Below are 25,719 nucleotides of genomic sequence, written 5' to 3' on the forward strand. Positions count from 1 at the left end.
CCCCCCCGCCCGAAGCACCCGGCCACGACCGGCACCAGCGCGCCCCAACCCCGGGCCCGCACACCCGCCCGGCGCCATGGCGAGCGCGGACCGGCGGTGAAGGGGGTCCCCCGCGTGGCCGCGCCGGTGCGTCGAGGCGGCCATCCGGCCGCCGAAGAACCAGCTCAGGCAGCGCCATGCCGCGCGGAGCACCGAGGGCGAGCACCCGCCACCGGGGCCGCGCGCCCCGTGCCGTGACTGGACGCGACCGGCTGGCCGGTGCCCCGGTCACGCGGTCACTGGTCGCTCGTCACCACTGAACAGGTCACCCGGGTCCCGGCAACGGTCTAGCGCACCGTCGGCGACGAGGCGTCGGTCAGCGCCTCGCGGATCTCCCGGGGCAGCACGACCCCCTCGGCCGCGAGGACGTCGCCGAGCTGGGCGGCGGTGCGGGGGCCGACCGTGGTCGAGGCGACGTGCGGCTGGTCGCGCACCCAGCTGAGTGCCACCGCCAGCGGGGACACCCCCAGCCCCTCCGCGGCGGTGCACACCGACTCCACCACCCGGCGGCTGCGCTCGTCGAAGTACGGCTCGACGTAGGACGCCATGTGCGGCAGCGCCCCGCGGGAGTCGCCGGGGACGCCGGTGCGGTACTTGCCGGTGAGCACGCCCCGGCCCAGCGGCGACCAGGCGAGCAGGCCGGCCCCGCAGTCGGCCACGGCGGGCAGCAGCTCCCGCTCGGCGTGCCGGTTCAGCAGCGAGTACTCGCGGCCCACCGACACGATCGGCACCCGGCCGATCGACTGCCCGGCCCGCTGCCAGGTGGCGTACTTCGCCAGCTGCCACCCCGCGAAGTCGCCCACCCCGACGTAGCGCACCCGCCCGGAGGACACCGCCGTGTCGAGCGCGGCCAGCGTCTCCTCGGCCGGGGTGTCGGGGTCGTGGACGTGCAGCTGCCACAGGTCGACGTGGTCGACCTGCATGCGGCGCAGCGACGCGTCCAGCGAGGCCAGGAGGTGCCGCCGCGAGGTGTCGCCGCGCCGGTGCCCCTCCGGCGTGTGCCCCACCTTGGTGGCGATGATCACATCGTCGCGGCGGACGACGGTCCGCAGCAGCCGCCCCACGATGCGCTCGCTGTGGCCCCCGGTGTAGATGTCGGCGGTGTCGACGAGCGTGCCGCCGGCGTCCACGAAGGCCGCGAGCTGGTCCGCGGCCTCCTCTTCCTCGATGTCCTTGCCCCAGGTCATGGTGCCCAGGGCCGTGCGGGACACCCACAGGCCCGACCCACCCAGCTGTCGCTGTTCCATGGCGCGGAGAGTACCGTCTCAGGGCGTCGGCGCGGCGGGGACGGAACGGGAATCGCCGGTGACGCCCGGGCGGCGGGCCGGTGAACACGGCCGCAACGTGCGGCGGACGGCCGCCCGGCCGCACCGCTCGCCGGCGGCGGGAACACGGGTGCGGCTGCCGGTCCGCGCGGGCGCCCAGTAGGCTGCGGGCACCTGCGGCCGCGGGGGAGACCGTCCGGGGCGCGATCCAGCCCCGGCGTCGCGCCCCCCGAGGCGGGACCCCGACGGATGTCCCCCGGCCGCGGCCCCTTTCGTGCCGCCCCCTCCGGTCACGGAGCGTGCGGCGCCACCGCCCGCACGCGCTCGCCCGCGTACGCCGATACGGAACCCGACCAGGAGCCGATTCCGCCGTGTCCATCTTCGAGGCCATCATCCTTGGACTTGTCCAGGGACTGACCGAGTTTCTGCCGATCTCCTCCAGCGGCCATCTCCGGATCGTCGCCGCGTTCTCCGGCTGGCCGGACCCCGGCGCCGCGTTCACCGCGGTCAGCCAGATCGGCACCGAGCTGGCCGTCCTCATCTACTTCCGCAAGGACGTCTGGAACATCATCAGCACGTGGTGCCGCTCCCTGGTGAAGAAGGAGCTGCGCCGGCAGACCGACGCCCGGCTCGGCTGGTACATCATCGTGGGAAGCATCCCCATCGGGGTGGCCGGCCTGCTGTTCGAGGAGCAGATCGCCGAGCCGTTCCGGGACCTGCGGCTGATCGCGCTCACCCTGATCGGCTTCGGCGTGCTGCTGGGCATCGTGGACCGCCTCACCCGCAAGCACCGCGAGCTGACCGACCTCAACGCCCAGCGCGGCCTCGTCTACGGCCTCTTCCAGATGCTGGCGCTGATCCCGGGCGTGTCGCGTTCGGGCGCCACCGTCACCGGCGGCATGCTGCTCGGCTTCAAGCGCGAGGCGGCGGCCCGCTACGCCTTCCTGCTCGCGATGCCCGCCGTGTTCGCCTCCGGCGTGTACAAGCTCAAGGACATCGGCGGCGACGAGTACGCGGGCTGGGTGGCCACGCTGGTCGGCACGGTGGTGGCCTTCGCCGTGGGCTACGCCGTCATCGCCTGGTTCATGCGCTTCATCTCCACCAACAGCTTCATGCCGTTCGTCTACTACCGCGTCGCGCTGGGCATCGTCATCCTCGCCCTGGTGAGCTTCGGCGTGCTGCGGCCGGAGTCCGGCGCGCAGGTCGAGCACACCTCCGAGGTGTCGAGCACGCAGCAGGAGGACCCCGAGCCCAGCCCGTCGGCCGAGCCCGCGCCCAGCCCGGAACCCTCGCCCAGCCCGTCGCCGGCCCTCGCCGTGGATCCGGCCACCGGCCAGCCGGTCGACCCGGCGACCGGCCTGCCGTTGCAGCAGGATCCGAACACCGGGCAGTACCTCGACCCGGCCACCGGGCTGGCCCTGGAGCAGGACCCCGTCACCGGGCAGTACCTCGACCCGGGCACCGGGCTGCCGCTGGAGCCGGCTCCGGCCCAGCAGGACCCCGCCCAGCCGGACACCGGACAGGCCGTGCCCGGCCAGTAGCCGCGACCGCGAACGCTGGAGGGCGGCCGCCGCGCGCTTGTAGGGTTGAGCCACCATGGACACCCCCGCGGCGCAGTCGCCCTTCAGCTACCCCGCCGGGCCCGAGGCCGACCCGGGCTACCTCCGCAGCATCCGCACGACCCCCGTGATCGGGACAGTGCGCCTGACCGCCCTCGCGATGCTCGGCGCGGTCCCCCTCCTCTCCGTGCTCGTCGTCGTCATCCTCGGCACCGGGACGGACTGGAGCCCGCTCGGCCTGGCGATCCCGGCCGCCGGGCTCCTCACGGCCGGACTCGCGCTCGCGCTCCCGCGCGTCCCGCCGATCGATCCCGGCCGCTCACCGCACCGCACCGCCCGCGAGGCCGTGGGACGCCTCCAGGCGGCGACGATGACGCGGCTGGCGCTGTGCGAGAGCGCGGCCATGTTCGGGCTCGTCTCCTCCTTCGCCATCGACCGCACCGCGGTCCCCATGCTGCTCGGCGCGGCCATCAGCATGGTCGCGATGCCGCTGCTCGCCCTGCCGACCCGCGCGGCCGTGGAGCGGTTCCGCGCCGCGCTGGAGCGGGACGGCACCCCGTCCTACCTGTGGAACGAGCTCGTCCACCGCGGCGGTGCGGAATGAGGGGGACCGCCACCCTCCTGCTGGTCCGGCACGGGCTCACCCCGCTCACCGGCGGCTCGCTGGCCGGCTGGACGCCCGGCGTGCACCTGGACGAGCGCGGCCGCGCGCAGGCACGCGACCTCGCCAGGCGGCTCGCGCCGCTGGACCTCGCGGCCGTCGTCACCAGCCCGCTCGAACGCTGCCGCGAGACCGCCGAGGCCGTCGTCGGCGCGAACCCGGAGGCGCCCGCTCCGGTCATCGACGACCGGTTCGGCGAGTGCGACTACGGCGAGTGGACCGGCCGGACGCTCAGGGAGCTGGCCGAGGAGCCGCTGTGGCGCGTCGTGCAGGCCCACCCCAGCGCCGCGCGGTTCCCGGGCGGGGAGAGCCTGGCCGAGACCGCGCACCGGGCCGTCGCCGCGGTCCGCGACTGGAACGCCCGGCTGCTCGCCGAGCACGAGCACCCGGTCTACCTGGTGTGCAGCCACGGCGACGTGATCAAGGCGGTCGTCGCCGACGCCCTCGGCCTGCACCTCGACCAGTTCCAGCGGGTCACCGCGGACCCGTGCTCCCTGACCGCCATCCGCTACACCGAGACCCGGCCGTTCCTGCTGCGCGCCAACGACGTCGGCGGCTCGGTCGCGGGCCTGGCGCCGACCCCGGCCGACACCTCCGCCGACGCCGCGGTGGGGGGCGGTGCGGGAGCCGTTCCCGCCGGTGAATCGCACGTCCGCCCCTGATCCTCTAGGGTGCTAGCCATGCCCGTGTTCCAATACGATCCTCCCGAACGATTCGTGGCCGGCACCGTCGGCCAGCCGGGGGAGCGCACCTTCTTCCTGCAGGCCGCCGGCGGCGGCCGGATCACCAGCGTCGTCCTGGAGAAGGCCCAGGTGGCCGCGCTCGCCGAACGGATCGAGGAACTGCTCGACGAGGTCCGCCAGCGCTTCGGGGAGCAGGCGGGCGACGTGGTCACCCCTGACGCCGTCGACGACGCGCCGCTGGAGCAGCCGATCGAGGAGGACTTCCGGGTCGGGACCCTCGCGCTCGCCTGGGACGCCGAGGCGGCCCGGGTCATCATCGAGGCCCAGCAGGTCGAGGAGCCGGGGGCCGACGAGGAGCTGGCGGGCGAGGAGATCGAGGTCTTCGCGGAGGAAGCGCCCCCCACCCGCGACGTGCTGCGCGTGCACCTCACGCCGGGCGCCGCCCGCGCGTTCGCCGACCGCGCCATGCGGGTGGTCGCGGCCGGCCGCCCGAACTGCCCGCTGTGCGGCCAGCCCCTGGACCCCGGCGGGCACGTCTGCCCGCGCCAGAACGGCTACAAGCCCCACGTCTTCTAGCCGGACGGCCGCCGCGGGCGGGTCCGGCACGTCCGCTGTCCCGGGTCGGCCACCTCCACCGGGTGGCGGCCCGGGCCGGATGGGCGACCATGGACAGGGGGCCGCGGCGCCGGGCGCCCGGCGGCCGCCCTACGCGAGGGGGTGTGATGACCGCGCCGTTCGACGGTCGCACCGTGACCGACGCACTGGAGCTGCTGCGCACCGGCGAGCTCACGGTCGTCGGGCGGTTGGCGGACGCCTCGAACGCCACGCTGTACTGCACGGTCGAGACCGGGACCGACAGCGCCGCGTGCGTGTACAAGCCCGTCGCGGGCGAGCGCCCGCTGTGGGACTTCCCGGAGGGCACGCTGGCCGGCCGCGAGGTCGCGGCCTTCGCGGTCTCCGACGCCCTCGGCTGGGACGTGGTCCCGCCCACCGTCCACCGCGACGGCCCGTTCGGGGAGGGCATGTGCCAGCTGTGGATCGACGGCGACCCCGCCGTCGACCTGGTGGCGCTGTCCCGGGAGCGCGAGCACGCCGGCCTGCGGCGCATGGCGGTCTTCGACGCGATCATCAACAACTCCGACCGCAAGATCGGCCACCTGCTCCCCGTCACGGGCGGGCACGTCTACGGCTGCGACCACGGCGTCTCCTTCGCCGAGGAGTACAAGCTGCGCACCGTGCTGTGGCAGTGGCAGGGCGAACCGCTGCCGCCCGAGACCCTGGCGCGCCTGGAGCAGCTGCTCGACGAGCTGGCCCGCCCCGGCACCGCGGTCGCGCAGGCCCTGGCCCGCCACCTCACCGGCCCCGAGCGCTACGCGACCCGCCGCCGGGTGGAACTGCTGTGCGAGCACGGCGTGCACCCGTTCCCCTCGCCGGACTGGCCCGCGCTGCCCTGGCCGCCCATCTAGGCCGTTGCCGGACGGCGGAGAGCAGCGGGCGGCGGGTGCCCTCCCACGTCATCGCGGCGCGCTTCTTCGTCCGTCCGGGCGGCGGTGTCCCGGCTTCTCGGCTCGGCGACGGCGCGCCCGCGTCCGCTCCGCCCCTCCGGTAGCCGCGGCGGGGGCGCGGGCGTGCCGCGGCCGACTCAGCGGCCGCCGGCGCGGGCCGGCTCCCGGTGCGCCGCCGAGCGCGCCGGAGCCCGTTCGGCCCGGCGGGACAGCCGGTCGTCCACCACCCGCACCACGGTGATCAGCGCGGCGGCGCACGCGGCGACGACCAGGGCGGTGGCCACCGCGGCGGGGTCGCTGATGTCGAGGGCGAAGAAGGACCGGCCCGCCGGAGTGAGCAGGACGGTCAGCAGCGCACCCGCCATGCCGGCGACCAGCAGGGCCTTCCACCAGACGTAGGGGCGGGCGACCAGCAGCAGCACCCACAGCGTGGTCGCGCACAGCGTGATGACCGGGGCGGTGCGGTCGGCCAGGTCCGGCGCGGCCGCGCCGTCCAGCGCCAGCAGGTAGCTGGCCACGGCGGCCAGGCCGCTGACGATCCCGGCCGGGACCGCCAGGCGCAGGGTCCGGCGGACGAAGCCCGGGCGGGCGCGCTCGCCGTTGGACGCCAGGGCGAGGAAGAAGGACGGGATGCCGAACGTCAGCGCGTTGATGAGCGTGGCGTGGCGGGGGAAGAAGGGGTAGGCGACGCCCAGCAGGCCGACGACGGTCACCATGGTCATCGAGTAGACCGTCTTGGTGAGGAACAGGTTGGCGACCCGCTCGATGTTGCCGATGACCCGGCGGCCCTCCGCCACCACGTGCGGCAGCGTGGCGAACCTGTCGTCCAGCAGTACGATCTGGGCCACCGCGCGCGCCGCCGGGCTGCCCGAGCCCATGGCGACCCCGATGTCGGCCTCCTTCAGCGCGAGGACGTCGTTGACGCCGTCCCCGGTCATCGCCACCGTGCGCCCGCGCGAGCGCAGCCCGCGCACCATGGCGCGCTTGCGCTCGGGGGAGACCCGGCCGAACACGGCGGCCGGGCGCACCCGGTCGGCGAGCTCCTCCGGGTCGTCCGGCAGGTCGCGGGCGTCGACGGGGGCGCCCGCTCCGGGCAGGCCCAGGCCCCGGGCCACCGCGCCCACGGCGGCGGCGTTGTCGCCGGAGACGACCTTCACCTCGACGTCCTGCTCGGCGAAGTAGCGCAGCGTGTCCGCCGCGTCGGCGCGCACCCGCTGCTCCAGTACCACCAGCGCCACCGGCTCGACGGCGCCCGGGGCCCCGGGGTCGTCGGGCGCGGCCACCGCGCCGCTGCCGCGCCCGAGCAGCAGCACCCGCAGCCCCCGTGCGCCGAGCCGCTCGGCCTCGGCGGTGACGCGCTCCCCGGGGCGCCCGAGCACGTCGGGGGCGCCGAGCACCCAGTGCGCCGTGCCCTCGGGGGTGCTGAAGGCGGCCCCGCTCCACCCGCGGGCGGAGGAGAACGGCACGACGGCCGCCACCGGCCAGTCCGGCGGCTCCGGGAACATCTCGCCGATGGCGGCCATGCTCGGGTTCGGCCGCGGGTCGGCGGCGGCCAGCGCTGCCAGGACGTCGGCCACCGGGGGCGTGCGGCCGGCGCGGCCCGCGCGCCCCACCTCCCGCACCTCGGCGACCCGCATGCCGTTCTCCGTGAGGGTGCCGGTCTTGTCGGTGCACACCACGTCGACCCGGGCGAGCCCCTCGATCGCCGGGAGCTCCTGGACGAGGCACCCGCGCCGCCCCAGCCGCACCACGCCGACGGCGTAGGCGATGCTGATGAGCAGCACCAGCCCCTCGGGGACCATCGACACCAGCGCGGCCACCGTGCCGCGCAGCGCGTCGGCGAGCGGTCCCGAGACGGTGCCGCCCAGCGACGCGCCGTCCGAGACGTGCCCGCCGAGGTAGAGCTGGCTGTAGACGAGCAGCGCGCCGGTGGGGAACAGCAGCCACGTGATGAACCGCAGGAGGCGGTCCATTCCGGAGCGCAGCTCGGAGTCGACCAGGGTGAAGCGGCTCGCCTCCTCCGCCAGCCGCGCCGCGTAGGCCGCCCGCCCGACCTTCGTGGCGCGGAACCTGCCGGACCCGGCCACCGCGAAGCTGCCGGACATGACGGGGTCGCCCGGACGCTTGACCACCGGATCGGCCTCACCGGTGAGCAGCGACTCGTCGACCTCCAGTCCGGCGGAGTCGAGCACGACGCCGTCCACCACGGCCTGGTCGCCCTGGGCGAACTCCAGGACGTCGTCCAGGACGACCTCCTGGGCCGAGACCCGGGCCACCGCGCCGTCGCGGACCACCCGCGGCCGGACGGCGTTGACGATCGCGAGCCGGTCCAGCGTGCGCTTGGCGCGCAGCTCCTGCACGATGCCGATCAGCGTGTTGAACACGATGACCAGCGCGAAGAGGCCGTCCTGGACGGGGCCGATGACCGCGATGATCCCGAACAGTACGGCGATCATCGCGTTGATGCGGGTGAACAGGTTGGCGCGGACGATCTGGCCGACCGTGCGCGCGGCGCGCACCGGCACGTCGTTCGTACGGCCGGCCGCGACGCGTTCGGCCACCTGCCCGGCGGTGAGGCCGCGCGCCGCGTCCGGCGCGGGCGGACCGGCCGGCACCGCTCCGCTGTCCTGGGCCATCCGGTCTCCATCTCTGCTCGTGGGGCGGTCGGACGGCCGCCGCGGCGGCCCCGGTCCGCACCGCCGTTTCGGCGGGGCGGGCGAGACGGTCCGGAACATCGGTGAACAGGCGGCGCGCACGCACGAGCCTACGAGAACCGCGCGCGGCGCGCGGTGGGGGTGGCCCCCGCTCCGCCGGGGGTGTGCGCCACACCCGGGGCGGGCCGGCCCCGCGCGCACGCGGGGCGGCCGCCAGGCCGTCCGGCGACCGGGTAAACCCCGTGAGCACGGAAAACGTCTGATTCAGGCGGGGCCGGAACAGGGACGGCCGATACGGCTGAGCGGACCGTCCACCGGTGTGCCGCGAGAGGCGGAAGAGGGGCGAGTTCGACGTGCCGCTGCGACGACGACCGCGACGAGGACGCTCAGGCCGCGACGGCGGGGCCGCCGGGGCCGCGCCCGGCGGCCCCGCCCGCGGGACCGGATACTGGGAGCCGGCCGCGTACTGGCTGCTGTACGTGGTGGCGCTCGCGGCGGTGCCGCTGCACTGGCGCTCGGAGAACCACGCGCTGGCGGTGCTGTGCGGAGCGGCCGTGCTGTTCAGCGTGCGCATGATCACCCGGACCTACGGCCGCGGCGGTTCCTGAGCGCGCCGCGGCGGCGCCTCCGCCGGCCCCCCGACGCGCGCCCTGCCTGCCGCGTTGCCCCGGGGCGCGGGGAATCGCCGAGGGCCGCCGGATAGTCTCTGAGGTATGCGTTCTTGGCCTGCGCCCGACATCGTCCGCCTGCCCGGCAACGGGCAGGCGCTCCGCGTCCACGACACCGTCTCCGGCACCCTGCGCACCACCTCTCCCGGGCCGACCGCGCGGATGTACGTCTGCGGCATCACGCCCTACGACGCCGCCCACCTCGGACACGCCTTCACCTACCTGGCCTTCGACCTGGTCAACCGGGTCTGGCGGGACGCCGGGCACCAGGTCGACTACGTGCAGAACACCACCGACATCGACGATCCGCTGCTGGAGCGCGCCGCCCGGGACGGCGTGGACTGGCGGGCGCTGGCCGAACGCGAGATCCAGGTGTTCCGCGACGACATGGCCGCGCTGCGGGTGCTCCCCCCGCGCGCCTACGTCGGCGTCGTGGAGTCCATGGACCTGATCGTGGAGTTCATCGAGCGCATCCGCTCCCGGGGCGCCTGCTACGACCTCGACGGCGACGTCTACTTCTCCGCCGCCGCCGCGCCCGGCTTCGGCTCGGTCAGCGGCCTCGGCCGGGAGGAGATGCTGCGGCTCTTCGCCGAGCGCGGCGGCGACCCGCAGCGCCCGGGCAAGAAGGACCCCCTCGACTGGCTGCTCTGGCGGGCCGAGCGCCCCGGGGAGCCCGCCTGGGACAGCCCGTTCGGCCGCGGGCGCCCCGGCTGGCACGTCGAGTGCAGCGCCATCTCCCTGCACGAGCTCGGGATGGGGTTCGACCTCAACGGCGGCGGCGACGACCTGGTGTTCCCGCACCACGAGATGGGCGCGTGCGAGGCGCGGTGCGCCAGCGCCACCGACGGTCCGCAGGCCCTCGCCTACGCGCACGTCGGCATGGTCGGGCTCGACGGCGAGAAGATGTCGAAGTCCCTCGGCAACCTCGTCTTCGTCTCCGGGCTGCGCGCCGAGGGCGCCGACCCCATGGCGGTCCGGCTCGCCCTGCTGGACCACCACTACCGCAGCGCCTGGGAGTGGACCGCCGACGCGCTGCCCGCCGCCGGCGAGCGGCTGGCCCGCTGGCGGGCCGCGGCGGCGCTGCCCGCCGGCCCCGACGCCACGCCGCTGCTCGCCCGCGTGCGCGCGGCGCTCGCCGACGACCTGGACAGCCCCGCCGCGCTGGCCGCCGTGGACGCCTGGGCGGCCGCGGCACTGGCCGCGCCCGAGGGCGGCGCCGCCGCGCCCGCGCTCGTGCGCGACCTCGTCGACACGCTGCTGGGCGTCGACCTCGGACGGTCGTGACGGCGGTCGGCCCGGGCCCGCGGCGAGGGCCGCGGGCCCGGGCCGGCCACCACGAAGTGTCATGGGCCGCCGCGGACCGTGGTGAGATAGGGGCATGACAACCCCCACGACGCAGAGCAGCGCGGCCACGTTGATCAACGCCTTCGCCCGCACGGGCGAGGCGCTCGGCGACCGCGCCGACCTGGCCCGTTTCCTCCGCGAGCACCGGCTCGTCACCGAAGGGGCCATCCCGATCACGCTGGCTGACTTCGACGAGGCGGTCGCGCTGCGCGACGCGGTCCGCGCCCAGCTCGCCTCGGTCGCCGGCGCACCGGCCGATCCCGACGTCCTGGCCCGCGGTCAGCGGGTGCTCGACGGGCTGCGCATGACCGTCCGGCTGGTGCCCGGCGACGCTGCGCCCTCGCCGCTGCAGCCCGCTGTCGTCGACGAGGTCCGCCGCGGCCTGGCCCGCATCGCCGCCGCCTGGGCGGTGGTCCTGGCCACGGGGGAGTGGCGCGAGATCACGGTGTGAGCCCGTGCGCGGACGGGCCGGGGCTTCCGGCCCGCACCGCGCCGCCGGACCGGCCGCCGCGGTACTAGCCTCGGCCGCGCCGCTTCAGGTAGCGCTCGAACTCGCGGGCGATCGCCTCGCCGCTCGCCTCCGGGAGCTCGGCCGCGTCCTTGGCCTCCTCCAGGCTGCGCACATAGCTCGCGATGTCGGAGTCCTCCGAGGCGAGCTCGTCGACCCCGCGCTCCCAGGCGCGGGCGTCCTCGGGGAGGTCGCCGAACGGGATGGTGAGGTCGAGGATGTCCTCGACGCGGCGCAGCAGCGACAGGGTGCCCTTCGGGCACGGCGGCTGCGCGACGTAGTGCGGCACGGCCGCCCACAGCGAGATGGTCTCCAGGCCGGCCGCGCCGAACACGTCCTGGAGCACCCCGACGATGCCGGTCGGCCCCTCGTAGTTGGTCGGCTCCAGGCCGAGCGTGCGGCGCAGCTCGGGCGGCGACACCACGCTGGCCACCGGTACCGGCCGGGTGTGCGGGGAGTCGGCGAGCAGCGCGCCCAGCAGGATCACCCGGCGCACGCCGAGTTCCCGGGCCACGGCCAGCAGGTCGGCGCAGAAGCCGCGCCAGCGCATGTTGGGCTCGGTGCCGCGCACCAGGACGACGTCCCCGCGGCCGCCCGGCGGCCGCGCCACCGAGACCCGCGTGGTGGGCCAGGTGACGCCCCGGTTCTCGCCGTCCACCATCTCCACGCGCGGACGCGAGACCTGGAAGTCGTAGTAGTCGTCGGGTTCGAGCGCCAGCAGTTCGTCGGTGTCCCAGACCGTGGCCAGGTGTTCGATGACCGAGCTGGCGGCCTCGCCAGCGTCATTCCAGCCCTCGAACGCGGCCACCATGACGGGCTCGACCAGCTCCGGAACGCTGTCGAGCTCTCGCACAGGCCGCCTCCTCACATTCCGGACTCCGGCGCCGCGGCTATCCGGTCGACATCACCAACAACTGACGCGAACTCCAGCCCTACCACGTTCCGGGTCCGGGGCGACAGCCACTTTCGGGATCCGCAGCGGTCTGCCGTCGTCGGGACCGAACCGGGCTCGGCCGAACTCGGGACCACCCTATGCCGTCCGCACTGCGCGGCGCAGGGGGCGAAGCCCAAGTGTCGGGCACTCCACTGCCATGGTCGGTGGGGCGGGGGCCGGCACACGTCACCCACCTTGCAACACCCCGCACCGCCCGGTTGTTCCGCCCCGGTCCCCGGGCCGGCCGGTGCCGGCCGCGTGCGCTAGGGTCGGGGGCGCGACCGCTCCGAGGTCCCGCCGCTGGCGGGGCGCCAGGCGGCCCCGGCCGCGCTCCCGGCCGCCGTGCCCCTCGCGGCCGCCCCCGGCGGCCGCTACCCGTCCTCGAGCCGCGAACCGGCTCGCGCTTACTACAGTTAAGGGTCATGAGTTCTCGACTCTCCTTCCGGGACGCCCTCGCCCAGCGTGTCATCGTCGCCGACGGCGCCATGGGCACGATGCTCCAGGCCCACGACCTGGGGCTCGACGACTTCGAGGGCCACGAGGGCTGCAACGAGATCCTCAACGTCACCCGGCCCGACGTGGTGCGCGCGACGCACGCGGCCTTCCTCGACGTCGGCGTCGACTGCGTCGAGACCAACACCTTCGGCGCCAACTTCAGCGCGCTCGGCGAGTACGAGATCTCCGAGCGCACCTACGAGCTCGCCGAGGCCGGTGCCCGGGTCGCCCGCGAGGCCGCCGACGAGTACAGCACCCGCGACCACCCCCGCTACGTGCTCGGCTCCGTGGGCCCGGGCACCAAGCTGCCCACCCTCGGGCACGCGCCCTTCACGACGCTGCGCGACTACTACCAGCGCTGCGCGGCGGGCCTCATCGCCGGCGGCGCCGACGCCATCCTCATCGAGACCTGCCAGGACCTGCTGCAGACCAAGGCCGCTGTCATCGCCGCCCGGCGCGCCCGCGAGGCGGCCGGCGTGGACGTGCCGGTGATCGCCCAGGTCACCATCGAGACCACCGGCACCATGCTGCTCGGTTCGGAGATCGGCGCGGCGCTGACCGCGCTCGAACCGCTCGGCATCGACATGATCGGCCTGAACTGCGCGACCGGCCCGGCGGAGATGAGCGAGCACCTGCGCTACCTCGCGCAGCACGCGCCGCTGCCCATCTCGTGCATGCCCAACGCCGGTCTCCCCGAACTGGGCGCCGACGGCGCGGTCTACCCGCTCAGCCCGGGCGAGCTCGCCGACGCCCACGACTCCTTCACCACCGAGTTCGGCATCTCCCTGGCCGGCGGCTGCTGCGGCACCACCCCGGAGCACCTGCGCCGGGTGGTGGAGCGGGTCGGCGGGCGCGGGATCCGCACCCGCCGGCCGCACGTCGAGGCCGCCGCGGCGTCGCTGTACCAGAGCGTGCCGTTCCGGCAGGACGCCAGCTACCTCGCCATCGGGGAGCGCACGAACGCCAACGGCTCGAAGGCGTTCCGCGAGGCCATGATCGCCGAGCGCTACGACGACTGCGTGGAGATCGCCCGCGACCAGATCCGCGACGGCGCGCACCTCCTCGACCTGTGCGTCGACTACGTCGGCCGCGACGGCGCGCGCGACATGACCGAGCTCGCCTCGCGGCTGGCCACCGCCTCCACGCTGCCCCTGGTCCTGGACTCCACCGAACCCGAGGTCCTGCGGGCCGGTCTGGAGGCCATCGGCGGCCGGGCCGTGATCAACTCAGTCAACTACGAGGACGGCGACGGCCCCGACTCCCGCATCAACCGCATCATGCCGCTGGTGAAGGAGCACGGGGCAGCGGTCGTCGTCATGGCCATCGACGAGGAGGGCCAGGCCCGCACGGCCGAGCGCAAGGTCGCGATCGCCGCGCGCACCATCGACGCGCTGGTCGGGCAGTGGGGCATGCGGGTCGAGGACATCATCGTCGACTGCCTGACCTTCACCATCGGCACCGGGCTGGAGGAGTCGCGGCGCGACGCGGTGGAGACCATCGAGGCCATCCGCGGCCTGAAGGAGCGCTACCCGGGGGTGCAGACCACCCTCGGCGTCTCCAACGTGTCCTTCGGGCTCAACCCGGCGGCCCGCATCGTGCTGAACTCGGTGTTCCTGCACGAGTGCGTGGAGGCCGGGCTGGACTCCGCGATCGTGCACGCCTCCAAGATCCTCCCGGTGGCCCGCATCCCGGAGGAGCAGCGCCAGGTCGCGCTGGACATGGTCTACGACCGGCGCAGCGGCGAGTACGACCCGCTGAAGCGCTTCCTTGAGCTGTTCGAGGGCGTCGACGCCCAGCAGCTGAAGGCGAGCCGGGCCGAGGAGCTGGCCGCGCTGCCGCTGTGGGAGCGCCTGGAGCGCCGCATCATCGACGGCGAGCGGGTCGGCCTGGAGGCCGACCTCGACGAGGCGCTGACCGAGCGCCCGGCCCTGGCGATCGTCAACGACACCCTGCTGTCGGGGATGAAGGTCGTCGGGGAGCTGTTCGGCTCCGGCGAGATGCAGCTGCCGTTCGTGCTGAAGTCGGCCGAGGTCATGAAGGCCGCCGTCGCGCACCTCGAACCCCACATGGAGAAGAGCGACGACGAGGGCAAGGGCCGCATCGTGCTCGCCACCGTCAAGGGCGACGTGCACGACATCGGCAAGAACCTGGTCGACATCATCCTGTCCAACAACGGCTACGAGGTGGTCAACCTCGGGATCAAGCAGCCGGTGTCGGCGATCCTGGAGGCGGCCGAGGAGCGCCGGGCCGACGTCATCGGGATGTCCGGGCTGCTGGTGAAGTCCACGGTGATCATGAAGGAGAACCTCCAGGAGATGAACTCCCGGGGCATCTCCGAGCGCTACCCGGTGCTGCTCGGCGGGGCCGCGCTCACCCGGTCCTACGTGGAGCAGGACCTCGCCGAGCTGTTCGACGGGCAGGTGCGCTACGCGCGCGACGCCTTCGAGGGGCTGCGGCTGATGGACGCCTTCATGGCGGTCAAGCGCGGGGTCGAGGGCGCCGAGCTGCCGCCGCTGCGGCAGCGGCGGGTGCGCACCGGGGCCAAGCTGACGGTCACCGAGCCCGAGGACATGCCGGCCCGCAGCGACGTCGCCGTCGACAACCCCGTCCCGCGGCCGCCGTTCTGGGGCGACCGGATCAGCAAGGGGATCCCGCTCGCCGAGTACGCCGCCTTCCTCGACGAACGCGCGACGTTCATGGGGCAGTGGGGGCTCAAGGCCTCGCGCGGCGACGGGCCGAGCTACGAGGAGCTCGTCGAGACCGAGGGCCGGCCCCGGCTGCGGATGTGGCTGGACCGCCTGCAGACCGACGGCCTGCTGGAGGCGGCCGTCGTGTACGGCTACTACCCGTGCTACAGCGAGGGCGACGACCTCGTCGTCCTCGACGAGCGGGGCGGCGAGCGCACCCGGTTCACCTTCCCGCGGCAGCGCCGCGACCGGCACCTGTGCCTGGCCGACTTCTTCCGCCCGAAGGAGTCGGGCGAGCTCGACGTCGTGGCCTTCCAGGTCGTCACGGTCGGCGGCGCCATCAGCGGGGCCACCCAGGAGCTGTTCGAACGCAACGCCTACCGCGACTACCTCGAACTGCACGGCCTCTCGGTGCAGCTCACCGAGGCGCTCGCCGAGTACTGGCACACCCGGGTGCGCGCCGAGCTCGGCTACGCGGGCGAGGACCCCGCGGACCTCGACGCGTTCTTCAAGCTCGGCTACCGGGGCGCCCGCTTCTCGCTCGGCTACGGCGCCTGCCCCAACCTGGAGGACCGCGCCAAGATCGTGGGCCTGCTCGCCCCCGAGCGCGTGGGCGTGACGTTGTCCGAAGAGTTCCAACTCGTTCCCGAACAGGCCACCGACGCGATCGTCATCCATCACCCGGAGGCGAAATACTTCAACGCATGACCGCAACCGGCGGCCGCCCGGCCGTGGACCACGTGGCCCCGTGCCCGCAGGCGGTGCTGTTCGACCTGGACGGCACGCTCATCGACACCGAGAGCCTGTGGATGGACACCGAGGCCGAGGTCGCCGAGGCACTGGGCGGCCGGTGGACGCAGGCTGACCGCGCGGCCAACGTCGGCGGCTCGGCGCGCGCGGCGGCCGAGTACATCGTGCGCGCCACCGGCACCGGCACCGCCGTCCCCGAGGTCATGCGGATGCTCGCGGCGGCGATGCGGCGGCGGCTGGCCTCCGGGGCGGCGCCGCGCCCGGGCGCGAAGGAGCTGCTGGCGGAGGTCCGCCGCGCCGGGCTGCCCACCGCCCTGGTGACCTCCACGCACCGGCCGCTCCTGGAGGTCTCCATCGGCGCCGTCGGGGCCGAGCACTTCGACGTGACCGTCGCCGGCGACGAGGTCGCGCGGAACAAGCCGCACCCGGAGCCCTACCTGACCGCCGCCCGGCTGCTCGGCGTCGACCCGGCCCGCTGCGTCGCCCTGGAGGACTCGCCCGCGGGCGTGGCATCGGCGCAGGCGGCCGGCTGCGTCACGGTGGCGGTTCCGCACCTGCTGCCGATCGAGCCGGCCGAGCGGCGCGTGGTCGTGCACTCGCTCGTCGGCCTGGACGCGGCGTGGCTGCGGGCGACCGCGGCCGCCCTCAGCCGGGTCTGAGGCGGGCCGGCCCCGCCCGAGGCGGGCGGGGCGCCGGCCGGCGCCGGGACCGGCGGAGGAGGCGCCGCCGGTCCCGGTACCGCGGAGGCTGCCGCGGCGGACCGCGCCCCTCGACCTCCTCACATCGCCGCAATTTCGGGCGTATCGGTTTTTAGCCACGATTCGGTCACACCCCGAAAAGTGCCGCATTGTGCATTAGGGTGCGACGTACGTCGGTCGCCATGCGTCACCAGCCCGTTCCCAGTCGTGTCCACGCCGTCCGGCGCGGTCGCCGCAGGTCATGGGCCGTTGGCGGTGCGCCGGCGTCGCTGCGGACTCGGGTGCCCATCCCACCCCTCGACCCCCACGAGAAAGGTGACTGCCAGTGCGTCAACGGGTTCTGACGATGACCGCGATCGGCGCCGCCGCCGCGCTGCTGCTGAGCGCGTGCGGCGGCGGTGGCGGCGGTGACGGCGACAGCGCCGGCGGAGCGGAGTTCAACCAGGGGCTCACGGAGGTCACCAACCCCTCCGACCAGAGCGGCGGCACGCTGCGCTTCGCCATCAGCGCCAACGTCGAGAGCACCGACCCGGGCAACACCTACTACGGCTACGTCTGGAACTTCAGCCGCTACTACGCCCGCACCCTCTACACCTACGCCGCCCAGCCGGGCGAGGCGGGCCGCGAGGTGGTCCCGGACCTCGCCGAGGACATGCCCGAGGTGAGCGAGGACGGGCTCACCTGGACGGTGCGGCTGAAGGAGGGGCTGCGCTACGAGGACGGCTCGCCCATCGTCGCCGAGGACATCAAGTACGCCATCGCGCGCAGCAACTTCGGCGAGCAGGCGCTGCCCAACGGTCCGAAGTACTACCAGCAGCTGCTGGCCGACAGCGACGACTACGAGGGCCCCTACGCCAACGAGGACGACCCGCTGGCCGGGTTCGACGGCATCGAGACACCGGACGAGCGCACCCTGGTCTTCCACCTCAAGGAGCCGTTCTACGACTTCACCTATGTCATGGTGCCGCCGCAGAGCGCGCCGGTCCCGGCCGAGGCGGACCGGGGCGAGCAGTACCAGGCGCGGGTGGTCTCCTCCGGCCCCTACCGGTTCGAGGACGACTGGACCCCGGGCAACGGCCTCACCCTGGTGCGCAACGAGGAGTGGGACCCCGAGACCGACCCGGTCCGCACGGCGCTGCCGGACCGGATCACGCTGGAGGAGGGGATCGAGCAGAACGAGATCGACCAGCGGCTGGTCAACGGCCAGCTCGACGTCGACCTCGGGGGCACCGGCCTCGGTCCGGCGATGAAGGGGCAGCTCGTCACCGACGAGGAGGCGCGCGCCAACATCGACAACCCGGAGAACGGCGCGCACTACTACCTCGCCGTCAACACGCAGGTGGAGCCGTTCGACGACCAGGCGTGCCGGCAGGCCGTGCAGTACGCCCTCAACCGCGACGCGGTGCAGCGGGCCTGGGGCGGCGAGATCGGCGGGAGCATCGCCACCCAGGTACTGCCTCCGATGATCGCCGGGGCCAACCCCGATCTCGACCTGTACCCCTCCGAGGACAACACCGGCGACATCGACATGGCGCGTGAGAAGCTCGCCGAGTGCGGTGAGGACGGCGGGATCTCCGCCAACATCGGTGTGCGCGCCGACCGCCCGGCCGAGGTGGCCGCCGCCGAGGCCATCCAGGAGGCCCTGACCCGCGCCGACATCGAGGTGAACATCCGGCAGTACCCGTCGGACACCTACACCAACACCCAGGCGGGCTCGCCGTCGTTCGTGCACGAGAACGAGCTCGGGCTGATGATCTACGGCTGGATGCCCGACTGGCCGACCGGCTACGGCTACATGAGCCAGATCCTGGACGGCGACGCGATCAAGGAGGCCGGCAACTCCAACCTCTCCGAGCTGGACGACCCGGAGATCAACGAGCTGTTCGACGAGGTCATCACCGTGGAGGACCCCGACGAGCAGGCGGAGATCTACGCCCAGATCGACGAGCTGGTGATGGAGCAGGCCGTCATCGTCCCGATGGTGTTCCACAAGGCGGTGCTGTACCGCCCGGACAACCTCACCAACGCCTACTTCAACCCGAGCTGGAAGATGTTCGACTACGCGGCGCTGGGCACCTCGGAGACGGGGTCCTGACGCCCCGGGGCGGCCCCCGCGGGGCCGCCCCGACGCGGGTCCCTCCCTAGGGGACTCACCCGATTCCGCGGCGGGCCCGTAGGTGCGAGACTGGATATATGCCGACGCAGATCCCGTTCGAAGGTCCGATGCTCGGAGCGGCCCTCACCATCGTGGGCCTGCTCGTCTCCTGGGTGGTGTGGCGCCGCCGCGGCGCGGCCGCCGGGCTGCGCGGCGTGGCGTGGTCGCTGCTGCCGCTCGCGGCCGGGCTCATGGGCCTCATGTCCATCCTGTGGCGGCTGGTCCGCGACCTCGCCGGCTTCTTCGCCGGCCTGGTGTTCAACCCGGTCGTGTGGGCCGGGGTGGCGGTGGCCGCGGTCGCCGTGGTGCTGTGGGTGGTCTCGGGCGTCATGCGGGCCCGGGGCCTGGGCGTCCGCGAGCGGCGCCCGTCCGGCGGCGGCGCGGCGAAGCCCGCCGCCGGCTCCGGCGACCGGCCGGCCGTGGGCGGCGCGGGCCCGGCCGCCGGCGCCGCACCGGGTGCGGCCGGCGCGGCGGGAAAGAAGCCGCGCACCGGCGCCGCCTCATCAGGCGACGACGACTTCAGCGACATCGAGGAGCTGCTCCGCCGCCGCGGCATCGGCTGACCGGAACCGGCCTCGCCCCGCGTCCCGGACCGCCGGCGCCGCGCGCCCCCTGGTGACCCGCCTGCCGCAGGCGGGTTTCCGTGTTGTTAGGGGGCGGCACGGGAGGGGCGCTGGCGGGCGAAGACTCCCGCGGGCCGGGGATCCGCCCAGTTGAGGCGCGCCTCTGCCGCTCCTCGGGGGTTCTCGGGCACACTCGGTGGCGCGACGCCGCCCGCGCCATGTTACGAGAAGTGACGGAACTATGAGGCTCGAATCACGATTGAGCTACAAGCAGACAAATTGGACGTTCTGCAAGCTACTGGAGCGTACATTGATCGCCGTGCACGTTGACGTGTTGGGCACGCGGCGCAGGCGTCCACCTGGGGATCCGGGTGGACCGCGGTCGCGCGCCTTTGGCAGTGGGCCGCCCGTTCACTGTCAGTGACGGCCGCTCCGGCCGGGCCGCCCGGCCCGGGACCCGCGGACCGGCCGCCGTCCGGACCATCCGCCGGACTCGACACCGCAGCCACAAGCGGAGTAGTGGGGGAGAAGTGGTGCCATGACCGCGCCTTTGGACGCATCCGAGTCGGCCGACCGGGCCGAACCGGAGGCGATCACCCACGGCGTTCGCAACACGGCGAACCGCTCCCTGCGCCAGATCGCGTGGCAGCGGTTCCGCCGCGACAAGGTGGCCCTGGGCGGCGGGATCGTCGTGGCCCTGCTGGTCCTCATCGCGCTCCTCGCGCCGCTGCTCACCCGGTGGTTCGGCTACCCGCCCAACGAGTTCCATCAGAGCCTGATCGACCCGCTCACCGGCGGCGTGCTCCGCGACCCCAGCGACCCCATGGGCGGACTGGACCCGATGGGCGGCATCAGCGCCGACCACCTGCTCGGACTGGAGCCGGTCAACGGCCGCGACCTGTTCAGCCGGATCGTCTACGGCGCGCAGATCTCCCTGCTCGTCGCCTTCGGCGCCACCGTGCTGTGCGTCGTCATCGGCACCTTCCTCGGCGTCATCGCCGGCTACTTCGGCGGCTGGGTCGACGCCGTCATCAGCCGGGCCATGGACATCTTCCTGGCCTTCCCGCTGCTGCTGTTCGCCATCGCGCTGGCCGGCGTGATCCCCGACGGGGCGTTCGGGCTGCAGGGCAACGGGCTGCGAGTCGGCGTCATCATCTTCATCATCGGGTTCTTCAACTGGCCCTACATCGGCCGGATCGTGCGCGGCCAGACCCTCACGCTCAAGGAGCGGGAGTTCGTCGAGGCCGCCCGCAGCCTGGGCGCGAGCAACTCCTACATCCTGTTCCGCGAGCTGCTGCCCAACCTGGTGACGCCCATCCTCGTCTACTCGACGCTGCTGATCCCGACCAACATCATCTTCGAGGCGTCGCTCTCCTTCCTCGGCGTGGGCATCAACCCGCCGACCCCCAGCTGGGGCGGCATGCTGTCCAACTCGCTGCAGTACTACACGACGTCTCCCCATTTCGTGATCATCCCGGGCCTGGCCATCTTCATCACCGTGCTGGCGTTCAACCTGCTCGGCGACGGCCTGCGCGACGCCTTCGATCCCCGCTCGACCGACTGAGCCGAAGAGCGCCGCGACCGCCCGGCCCCACCGGTGCCGGCGGTACGCGCCGGGGCGACGCACCCCCACCAGAACCCATCCCGCAGCGCGCGAGAAAGGCAACAACGTGAGGACCCAGAGGACATCCAGGAAACCCGCCCTCGGCGCCGTCGCCGTCGGCGCGGCGGCCACCCTGCTGCTGAGCGCCTGCGGCGGTGGCGGCGGTGGCGGGGGCGGCGGCGAGGCCGTCGGCAGCTACGACCAGGGCAGCACCGAGGTCGTCAACGCCTCCGACCAGGCCGGCGGGACGCTGCGCTACGCGATGTCCTCCGACATCGAGTCGCTGGACCCCGGCAACACCTACTACGGCTACGTGTGGAACTTCAGCCGCTACTACGCCCGCACCCTCTACACCTACAGCCCCGAGCCCGGCACCGGAGCGACGCAGGCGGTCCCCGACCTCGCCGAGGACATGCCCGAGGTCAGCGACGACGGCCTGACCTGGACCGTCCGGCTGCGCGAGGGCCTGGTGTACGAGGACGGCTCGCCCATCGTCGCCGAGGACATCAAGTACGCCATCGCGCGCAGCAACTTCGGTGAGCAGGCGCTGCCCAACGGCCCGAAGTACTTCGCCGCCCTGCTCGCCGACAGCGACGACTACGAGGGGCCCTACGCCAACGAGGACGACCCGCTGGCCGGGTTCGACGGCATCGAGACACCGGACGAGCGCACCCTGGTCTTCCACCTCAAGGAGCCCTTCGCCGACCTCGCCTACGTCCTGCTGCAGCCGCAGACCGCGCCGGTCCCGGCCGACGCCGACACCGGCGAGCAGTACCAGGAGCACGTCGTCTCCTCCGGCCCGTACAAGTTCGAGGGCGACTGGAAGCCGGGCAGCGGCATCACCCTGGTGCGCAACGAGGAGTGGGACCCCGAGACCGACCCGATCCGCCCCGCGCTGCCCGACCGCATCACCGTCGAGGAGAGCATCGAGCAGAACGAGATCGACCAGCGGCTGGTCAACGGCCAGCTCGACGTCGACCTCGCCGGCACCGGTCTCGGCCCGGCGATGAAGGGCCAGGCCATCACCGACGAGGCGCGCCGCGCCAACATCGACAACCCCGAGACCGGCGCGCTGCGCTTCGTCGCGGTGAACACCGTCGTCGAGCCGCTGGACGACGTCGCCTGCCGCCAGGCGGTCCTGTTCGCGGCCAGCCAGGAGGGCCTGCAGCGGGCCTGGGGCGGCGAGGTCGGCGGATCCATCCCGACCCAGATCATCCCGCCGGCGATCAACGGCTCCGACCCGAGCATCGACCTGTACCCGTCCGAGGGCCGCACCGGTGACCTCGACGCCGCCCGCGAGAAGCTGGAGGAGTGCGGCGAGGGCGACGGCTTCAGCACCAACATCGGCGTGCGCGCCGACCGCCCGACCGAGGTCAACGCGGCCGAGTCACTGCAGGAGAGCCTCGCCCGGGTGGGCATCGAGGCCGAGATCAAGCAGTACCCGTCGGACACCTTCACCAACACCCAGGCCGGCGCGCCGGACTTCGTGCACGACAACGACCTCGGGCTGATGATCTACGGCTGGATCCCCGACTGGCCGACCGGCTACGGCTTCATGAGCTCCATCGTCGACGGTGACAACATCCGCGACGCCGGCAACTCCAACCTCGCCGAGCTGGACGACCCGGAGATCAACGAGCTGTTCGACGAGGTCGTGCGCACCGAGGACCCGGAGGAGCAGGGCCGCATCTACAGCGAGATCGACCGCCTGGTCATGGAGAACGCCGCGATCCTGCCGATCGTGTTCGAGAAGTCGGTGCTGTACCGGCCGCAGAACGTGACCAACGTGTACTTCCACGCCGGGTGGTCGATGTACGACTACATGCCGCTCGGCACCACCAACGAGTAGTCGTCCCGTCCCTTCGATCCAGTCAGAAGGCAGGTGAAGTCCGCGGGGGCGGCCGGGCCGCGCACGGCCCGGCCGGCCCCCAGCGGCCGGCCACGTTGATCGCATACATCCTCCGTCGTCTCGGGGCCGGCGCCCTGCTGCTCGTCATCGTCACGCTGGTGACCTTCGGGATCTTCTACGTCGTGCCGCGCCTGGCCGGGCAGACCACCGAACAGCTCGCCACCATGTACGTCGGCCGGGCCCCCACGCCCGAGGCCATCCAGGCCACCATCGACCGCCTCGGCCTGGACCAGCCGATCGCCCTGCAGTTCTGGGAGTTCCTCAAGGGCATCTTCGTCGGCGCCGAGTACCAGTTCGGGCGCAACGTCGTCGAGTGCTCGGCGCCCTGCTTCGGCTACTCCTTCCAGAACTACCAGGAGGTCTTCCCCGAGATCGTCCGCCGGCTCCCGGTGACCTTCTCCCTGGCGATCGGGGCGGCCGTCATCTGGCTGGTCGGCGGCGTCACGGTCGGCATGGTCTCCGCCATCAAGAAGGGCAGCGTCTTCGACCGCATCGCCATGGGCATCGCCCTGGCGGGCGTCTCGCTCCCGGTGTTCTTCACCGGCCTGCTCGCCCTCGCCTTCCTCGTGCACGCCTGGGGCATCTTCCCCTCGCCCGGCTACACCCCCTTCCTGAACAACCCGGTCGCGTGGGCGACCGGCCTCGTCCTGCCCTGGCTGACGCTGGCCTTCCTGCACGCCGCGATGTACGCGCGCCAGACCCGCGCGGGCATGCTGGAGACCATGGGGGAGGACTACATCCGCACGGCGCGCGCCAAGGGGCTGAAGGAGCGCACCGTGGTGTTCAAGCACGGACTGCGCCCCACCCTGACCCCGATCCTCACCATCTTCGGCCTGGACCTCGGGCTGGTGCTCGGCGGCGCGGTGCTGACCGAGCAGGTGTACTCGCTCAACGGCATCGGGCGCTACGCGGTCCAGGCCATCGTGCAGAGCGACCTCCCCGTCATCCTGGGCGTCACCCTGTTCGGGGCGTTCTTCGTGGTGGTCTGCAACCTCATCGTCGATCTGCTCTACGCCTGGGTGGACCCGCGGGTCCGCGTCGCGGGGTAGCGCGCGGCGGCCCCGCGGCCGCCGTCGGCAGACCCGCCCACCACGACACCACCGCGCCTCCGTCCGTTTGGGAGGCGGCCGAGCAGAAGGAAGACCGGCAATGACCACACCGGGAACCGGACAGGCGCCCGACACCGCGGAGGCGGTCGTCAGCGTCCGCGACCTGAAAATCACCTTCCCGACGCTGGACGGCGACGTCCACGCGGTCGACGGCCTGTCGTTCGAGGTCCCCGCCGGCGGCGCGCTGGGCATCGTCGGCGAGTCCGGCTCCGGGAAGAGCGCCACCTCGCTGGCCCTGATGGGCCTGCACCGGGGGACCCGCGCGCGGATCAGCGGTGAGCTCCTCGTGGCGGGCACCGACGTGGTCACCGCCACCGACCAGCAGGTCCGGGCGATGCGCGGCAACGACATCGCCATGGTGTTCCAGGACCCCATGTCGTCGCTGCACCCGCAGTACACCATCGGCAACCAGATCGTCGAGGCGTACCGCACCCACCACCCCGGCGCCGGGGCGGCCGAGGCGCGCCGCCGGGCCGTCGACGCGCTGGAGCGGGTGGGCATCCCCGAGGCCGCGCGGCGGATCCACTCCTACCCGCACGAGTTCTCCGGCGGCATGCGCCAGCGCGTCCTCATCGCCATGGGGCTGGTCTGCGAACCGAAGGTGCTGCTGGCCGACGAGCCGACCACCGCACTCGACGTCACCGTCCAGGCGCAGATCCTTGACCTGCTCGACGACCTGCGCCGCGACCTCGGTATGTCGCTCATCCTGGTCAGCCACGACCTCGCTGTCGTCGCCGGGTCGGTGGACCGGGTGCTCGTCATGCAGAAGGGCCGGGCGGTCGAGCAGGGCGACGTCCGCACGGTGCTGTCCGAGCCGGAGCACCCCTACACCCAGGCGCTGCTCGCCGCGGTGCCGCGGGTGGAGGTCTCCCGGGCCCAGCGCCGCGCCCAGGTCCGGGCGGAGCGCGCGGTGGCCGCCGAGCAGGAGCGGGCCGCGGAGCGGGAGCACGGAGCGGAGCCGGCGCGGGAGCCGGAGGCGGCGCCGGCGCCGCCTCCGGCCGCGGCGGCGCCCGCGGCCGAGGCCGGAGGCGGGGAACCGCTGCTCCGGGTCGAGAACGTCCGGCAGCGCTTCCGCGTGCGCGGCGGGATGTTCGGCGCGGCCAGCTACTTCTACGCGGTCGACGACGTCTCCTTCGAGCTGCACCGGGGGGAGACGCTCGGGATCGTCGGCGAGTCGGGTTCGGGCAAGAGCACGCTGTCCCGGATGATCATGCGGCTGCTCCAGCCGACCGAGGGCCGCGTCGTCTTCGAGGGCCGCGACATCACCCGGCTCTCGGACCGGCAGCTGCGCCCGCTGCGCCGCGACATCCAGATGATCTTCCAGAACCCGTACTCGTCGCTGAACCCGCGGCTCACCATCGGCGACAGCATCGGCACCGCGCTGCGGGTGCAGGGCGAGCGCAACGGCAAGGTGGTCCGCCAGCGGGTCCAGGAGCTGCTGGAGCGGGTCGGGCTGGAGCCCGCGCACTACAACCGCTTCCCGCACGCGTTCTCCGGCGGCCAGCGCCAGCGCATCGCCATCGCCCGCGCGCTGATCCTGCGGCCGAAGCTGGTCATCTGCGACGAACCCGTCTCCGCGCTGGACGTGTCCACGCAGGACCAGGTGCTGCGGCTGCTCGCGGAGCTCCAGGACGACTTCGACCTCACCCTGATCTTCGTCGCCCACGACCTGGCCGTCGTCCGGCAGGTCAGCGACCGGGTCGCGGTGATGCGCAAGGGCCGCATCGTGGAGATGAGCGACGGCGACTCGGTGTACGAGCAGCCCCGGCACGACTACACCCGGCAGCTGCTGGCCGCCGCCCCGGTCCTCGACCCCGACGAGGCCCGCCGGCTGCGCGCCGAGCGCCACCGCCTGCGCCGCCAGGCCGGCGACAACGCCGGCGTCTGAACCGCGCGGGGGAGGCGGGCAGCCGCCCGCCTCCCCCGCTCA

The 25,719-nt window shown here is 73.6% G+C and carries 19 protein-coding genes; 16 read left to right on the forward strand and 3 right to left on the reverse strand.

All coding sequences use genetic code 11. The features are described from left to right. Nucleotides 1–326 precede the first annotated feature (326 nt). The gene (locus DEF28_RS12955; RefSeq protein WP_114396747.1) at nucleotides 327–1,286 is read right to left on the reverse strand and encodes an aldo/keto reductase; all 960 of its coding nucleotides are present in this window, start codon (nucleotides 1,284–1,286) and stop codon (nucleotides 327–329) included. Nucleotides 1,287–1,675: 389 nt separating this feature from the next. Here DEF28_RS12955 and DEF28_RS12960 point away from each other — a divergent pair, with 389 nt between their 5' ends. The 5 genes from DEF28_RS12960 to DEF28_RS12980 all read left to right on the forward strand — a co-directional run bounded on the left by DEF28_RS12960 (nucleotide 1,676) and on the right by DEF28_RS12980 (nucleotide 5,673). Then, entirely contained in the window at nucleotides 1,676–2,845 is a 1,170-nt protein-coding gene (locus DEF28_RS12960) for an undecaprenyl-diphosphate phosphatase (RefSeq protein WP_114396748.1), read from the forward strand. Nucleotides 2,846–2,900: 55 nt separating this feature from the next. After that, on the forward strand, nucleotides 2,901–3,467 hold the full coding sequence (locus DEF28_RS12965; RefSeq protein ID WP_114396749.1) for a hypothetical protein: 567 nt from the start codon (nucleotides 2,901–2,903) through the stop codon (nucleotides 3,465–3,467). Then, entirely contained in the window at nucleotides 3,464–4,186 is a 723-nt protein-coding gene (locus tag DEF28_RS12970) for a histidine phosphatase family protein (RefSeq protein WP_114396750.1), read from the forward strand. The genes DEF28_RS12965 and DEF28_RS12970 overlap by 4 nt, the downstream gene beginning before the upstream one ends. 18 nt (nucleotides 4,187–4,204) lie before the next feature. Beyond that, on the forward strand, nucleotides 4,205–4,783 hold the full coding sequence (locus DEF28_RS12975; protein ID WP_114396751.1) for a DUF3090 domain-containing protein: 579 nt from the start codon (nucleotides 4,205–4,207) through the stop codon (nucleotides 4,781–4,783). A 146-nt stretch (nucleotides 4,784–4,929) separates the two neighbouring features. Then, the gene (locus tag DEF28_RS12980; protein ID WP_114396752.1) at nucleotides 4,930–5,673 is read left to right on the forward strand and encodes an SCO1664 family protein; all 744 of its coding nucleotides are present in this window, start codon (nucleotides 4,930–4,932) and stop codon (nucleotides 5,671–5,673) included. Nucleotides 5,674–5,849: 176 nt separating this feature from the next. On the opposite strand, the gene DEF28_RS12985 is transcribed toward DEF28_RS12980, so the two are convergent. Next, on the reverse strand, nucleotides 5,850–8,348 hold the full coding sequence (locus DEF28_RS12985) for an HAD-IC family P-type ATPase (RefSeq protein WP_114396753.1): 2,499 nt from the start codon (nucleotides 8,346–8,348) through the stop codon (nucleotides 5,850–5,852). A gap of 371 nt (nucleotides 8,349–8,719) precedes the next feature. Between DEF28_RS12985 and DEF28_RS12990 the strand changes: the two genes are divergently transcribed. The 3 genes from DEF28_RS12990 to DEF28_RS13000 all read left to right on the forward strand — a co-directional run bounded on the left by DEF28_RS12990 (nucleotide 8,720) and on the right by DEF28_RS13000 (nucleotide 10,829). Beyond that, nucleotides 8,720–8,974 carry a hypothetical protein gene (locus DEF28_RS12990; protein WP_147281061.1) on the forward strand — a complete coding sequence of 85 codons (255 nt, stop codon included), beginning with the start codon at nucleotides 8,720–8,722 and terminating at the stop codon, nucleotides 8,972–8,974. A 105-nt stretch (nucleotides 8,975–9,079) separates the two neighbouring features. Next, nucleotides 9,080–10,318: a cysteine--1-D-myo-inosityl 2-amino-2-deoxy-alpha-D-glucopyranoside ligase gene (gene mshC, locus DEF28_RS12995; protein WP_114396755.1), complete on the forward strand. Its 1,239-nt coding sequence runs from the start codon at nucleotides 9,080–9,082 to the stop codon at nucleotides 10,316–10,318. A 94-nt stretch (nucleotides 10,319–10,412) separates the two neighbouring features. Continuing rightward, the gene (locus tag DEF28_RS13000) at nucleotides 10,413–10,829 is read left to right on the forward strand and encodes an ABATE domain-containing protein (protein WP_114396756.1); all 417 of its coding nucleotides are present in this window, start codon (nucleotides 10,413–10,415) and stop codon (nucleotides 10,827–10,829) included. A gap of 64 nt (nucleotides 10,830–10,893) precedes the next feature. On the opposite strand, the gene DEF28_RS13005 is transcribed toward DEF28_RS13000, so the two are convergent. After that, on the reverse strand, nucleotides 10,894–11,739 hold the full coding sequence (locus DEF28_RS13005) for a PAC2 family protein (protein WP_114396757.1): 846 nt from the start codon (nucleotides 11,737–11,739) through the stop codon (nucleotides 10,894–10,896). A 503-nt stretch (nucleotides 11,740–12,242) separates the two neighbouring features. Here DEF28_RS13005 and metH point away from each other — a divergent pair. From metH to DEF28_RS13045, 8 genes are all read left to right on the forward strand, one after another. Continuing rightward, on the forward strand, nucleotides 12,243–15,710 hold the full coding sequence (metH, locus tag DEF28_RS13010) for a methionine synthase (RefSeq protein ID WP_114396758.1): 3,468 nt from the start codon (nucleotides 12,243–12,245) through the stop codon (nucleotides 15,708–15,710). After that, nucleotides 15,707–16,411 carry an HAD family hydrolase gene (locus DEF28_RS13015; RefSeq protein ID WP_114396759.1) on the forward strand — a complete coding sequence of 235 codons (705 nt, stop codon included), beginning with the start codon at nucleotides 15,707–15,709 and terminating at the stop codon, nucleotides 16,409–16,411. Before metH ends, DEF28_RS13015 begins: the two co-directional genes overlap by 4 nt. 385 nt (nucleotides 16,412–16,796) lie before the next feature. Beyond that, nucleotides 16,797–18,545 (forward strand): ABC transporter substrate-binding protein, encoded by a 1,749-nt coding sequence (locus DEF28_RS13020; RefSeq protein ID WP_181874228.1) that lies wholly within the window; start codon nucleotides 16,797–16,799, stop codon nucleotides 18,543–18,545. A gap of 98 nt (nucleotides 18,546–18,643) precedes the next feature. Then, a complete protein-coding gene (locus DEF28_RS13025) occupies nucleotides 18,644–19,168 on the forward strand; it encodes a cellulose synthase (protein WP_114396761.1) in 525 nt (174 codons plus the stop codon). A 538-nt stretch (nucleotides 19,169–19,706) separates the two neighbouring features. After that, nucleotides 19,707–20,732 carry an ABC transporter permease gene (locus DEF28_RS13030; protein WP_114396762.1) on the forward strand — a complete coding sequence of 342 codons (1,026 nt, stop codon included), beginning with the start codon at nucleotides 19,707–19,709 and terminating at the stop codon, nucleotides 20,730–20,732. Between the two features lie 106 nt (nucleotides 20,733–20,838). Continuing rightward, nucleotides 20,839–22,620 carry an ABC transporter substrate-binding protein gene (locus DEF28_RS13035; RefSeq protein ID WP_114396763.1) on the forward strand — a complete coding sequence of 594 codons (1,782 nt, stop codon included), beginning with the start codon at nucleotides 20,839–20,841 and terminating at the stop codon, nucleotides 22,618–22,620. A gap of 95 nt (nucleotides 22,621–22,715) precedes the next feature. Further along, entirely contained in the window at nucleotides 22,716–23,729 is a 1,014-nt protein-coding gene (locus DEF28_RS13040) for an ABC transporter permease (RefSeq protein WP_114396764.1), read from the forward strand. A gap of 100 nt (nucleotides 23,730–23,829) precedes the next feature. Beyond that, nucleotides 23,830–25,677, forward strand: coding sequence for a dipeptide ABC transporter ATP-binding protein (locus DEF28_RS13045; RefSeq protein WP_114396765.1), 1,848 nt, complete (start codon nucleotides 23,830–23,832; stop codon nucleotides 25,675–25,677). Nucleotides 25,678–25,719 lie beyond the last annotated feature (42 nt).

Source organism: Marinitenerispora sediminis (assembly GCF_003336425.1).
Classification (GTDB): Bacteria; Actinomycetota; Actinomycetes; order Streptosporangiales; family Streptosporangiaceae; genus Marinitenerispora; species Marinitenerispora sediminis.

Excerpts from the sequence above, each read along its gene's own strand:
- DEF28_RS12965 (WP_114396749.1), top strand. The coding sequence starts at position 2,901 with ATGGACACCCCCGCGGCGCAGTCGCCCTTCAGCTACCCCGCCGGGCCC.
- DEF28_RS12955 (WP_114396747.1), bottom strand. The coding sequence starts at position 1,286 with ATGGAACAGCGACAGCTGGGTGGGTCGGGCCTGTGGGTGTCCCGCACG.
- DEF28_RS13000 (WP_114396756.1), top strand. The coding sequence starts at position 10,413 with ATGACAACCCCCACGACGCAGAGCAGCGCGGCCACGTTGATCAACGCC.
- DEF28_RS13020 (WP_181874228.1), top strand. The coding sequence starts at position 16,797 with ATGACCGCGATCGGCGCCGCCGCCGCGCTGCTGCTGAGCGCGTGCGGC.
- DEF28_RS12985 (WP_114396753.1), bottom strand. The coding sequence starts at position 8,348 with ATGGCCCAGGACAGCGGAGCGGTGCCGGCCGGTCCGCCCGCGCCGGAC.
- DEF28_RS13030 (WP_114396762.1), top strand. The coding sequence starts at position 19,707 with ATGACCGCGCCTTTGGACGCATCCGAGTCGGCCGACCGGGCCGAACCG.
- DEF28_RS13015 (WP_114396759.1), top strand. The coding sequence starts at position 15,707 with ATGACCGCAACCGGCGGCCGCCCGGCCGTGGACCACGTGGCCCCGTGC.
- DEF28_RS12980 (WP_114396752.1), top strand. The coding sequence starts at position 4,930 with ATGACCGCGCCGTTCGACGGTCGCACCGTGACCGACGCACTGGAGCTG.
- DEF28_RS12970 (WP_114396750.1), top strand. The coding sequence starts at position 3,464 with ATGAGGGGGACCGCCACCCTCCTGCTGGTCCGGCACGGGCTCACCCCG.
- DEF28_RS13025 (WP_114396761.1), top strand. The coding sequence starts at position 18,644 with ATGCCGACGCAGATCCCGTTCGAAGGTCCGATGCTCGGAGCGGCCCTC.
- DEF28_RS12975 (WP_114396751.1), top strand. The coding sequence starts at position 4,205 with ATGCCCGTGTTCCAATACGATCCTCCCGAACGATTCGTGGCCGGCACC.
- metH (WP_114396758.1), top strand. The coding sequence starts at position 12,243 with ATGAGTTCTCGACTCTCCTTCCGGGACGCCCTCGCCCAGCGTGTCATC.
- mshC (WP_114396755.1), top strand. The coding sequence starts at position 9,080 with ATGCGTTCTTGGCCTGCGCCCGACATCGTCCGCCTGCCCGGCAACGGG.
- DEF28_RS13045 (WP_114396765.1), top strand. The coding sequence starts at position 23,830 with ATGACCACACCGGGAACCGGACAGGCGCCCGACACCGCGGAGGCGGTC.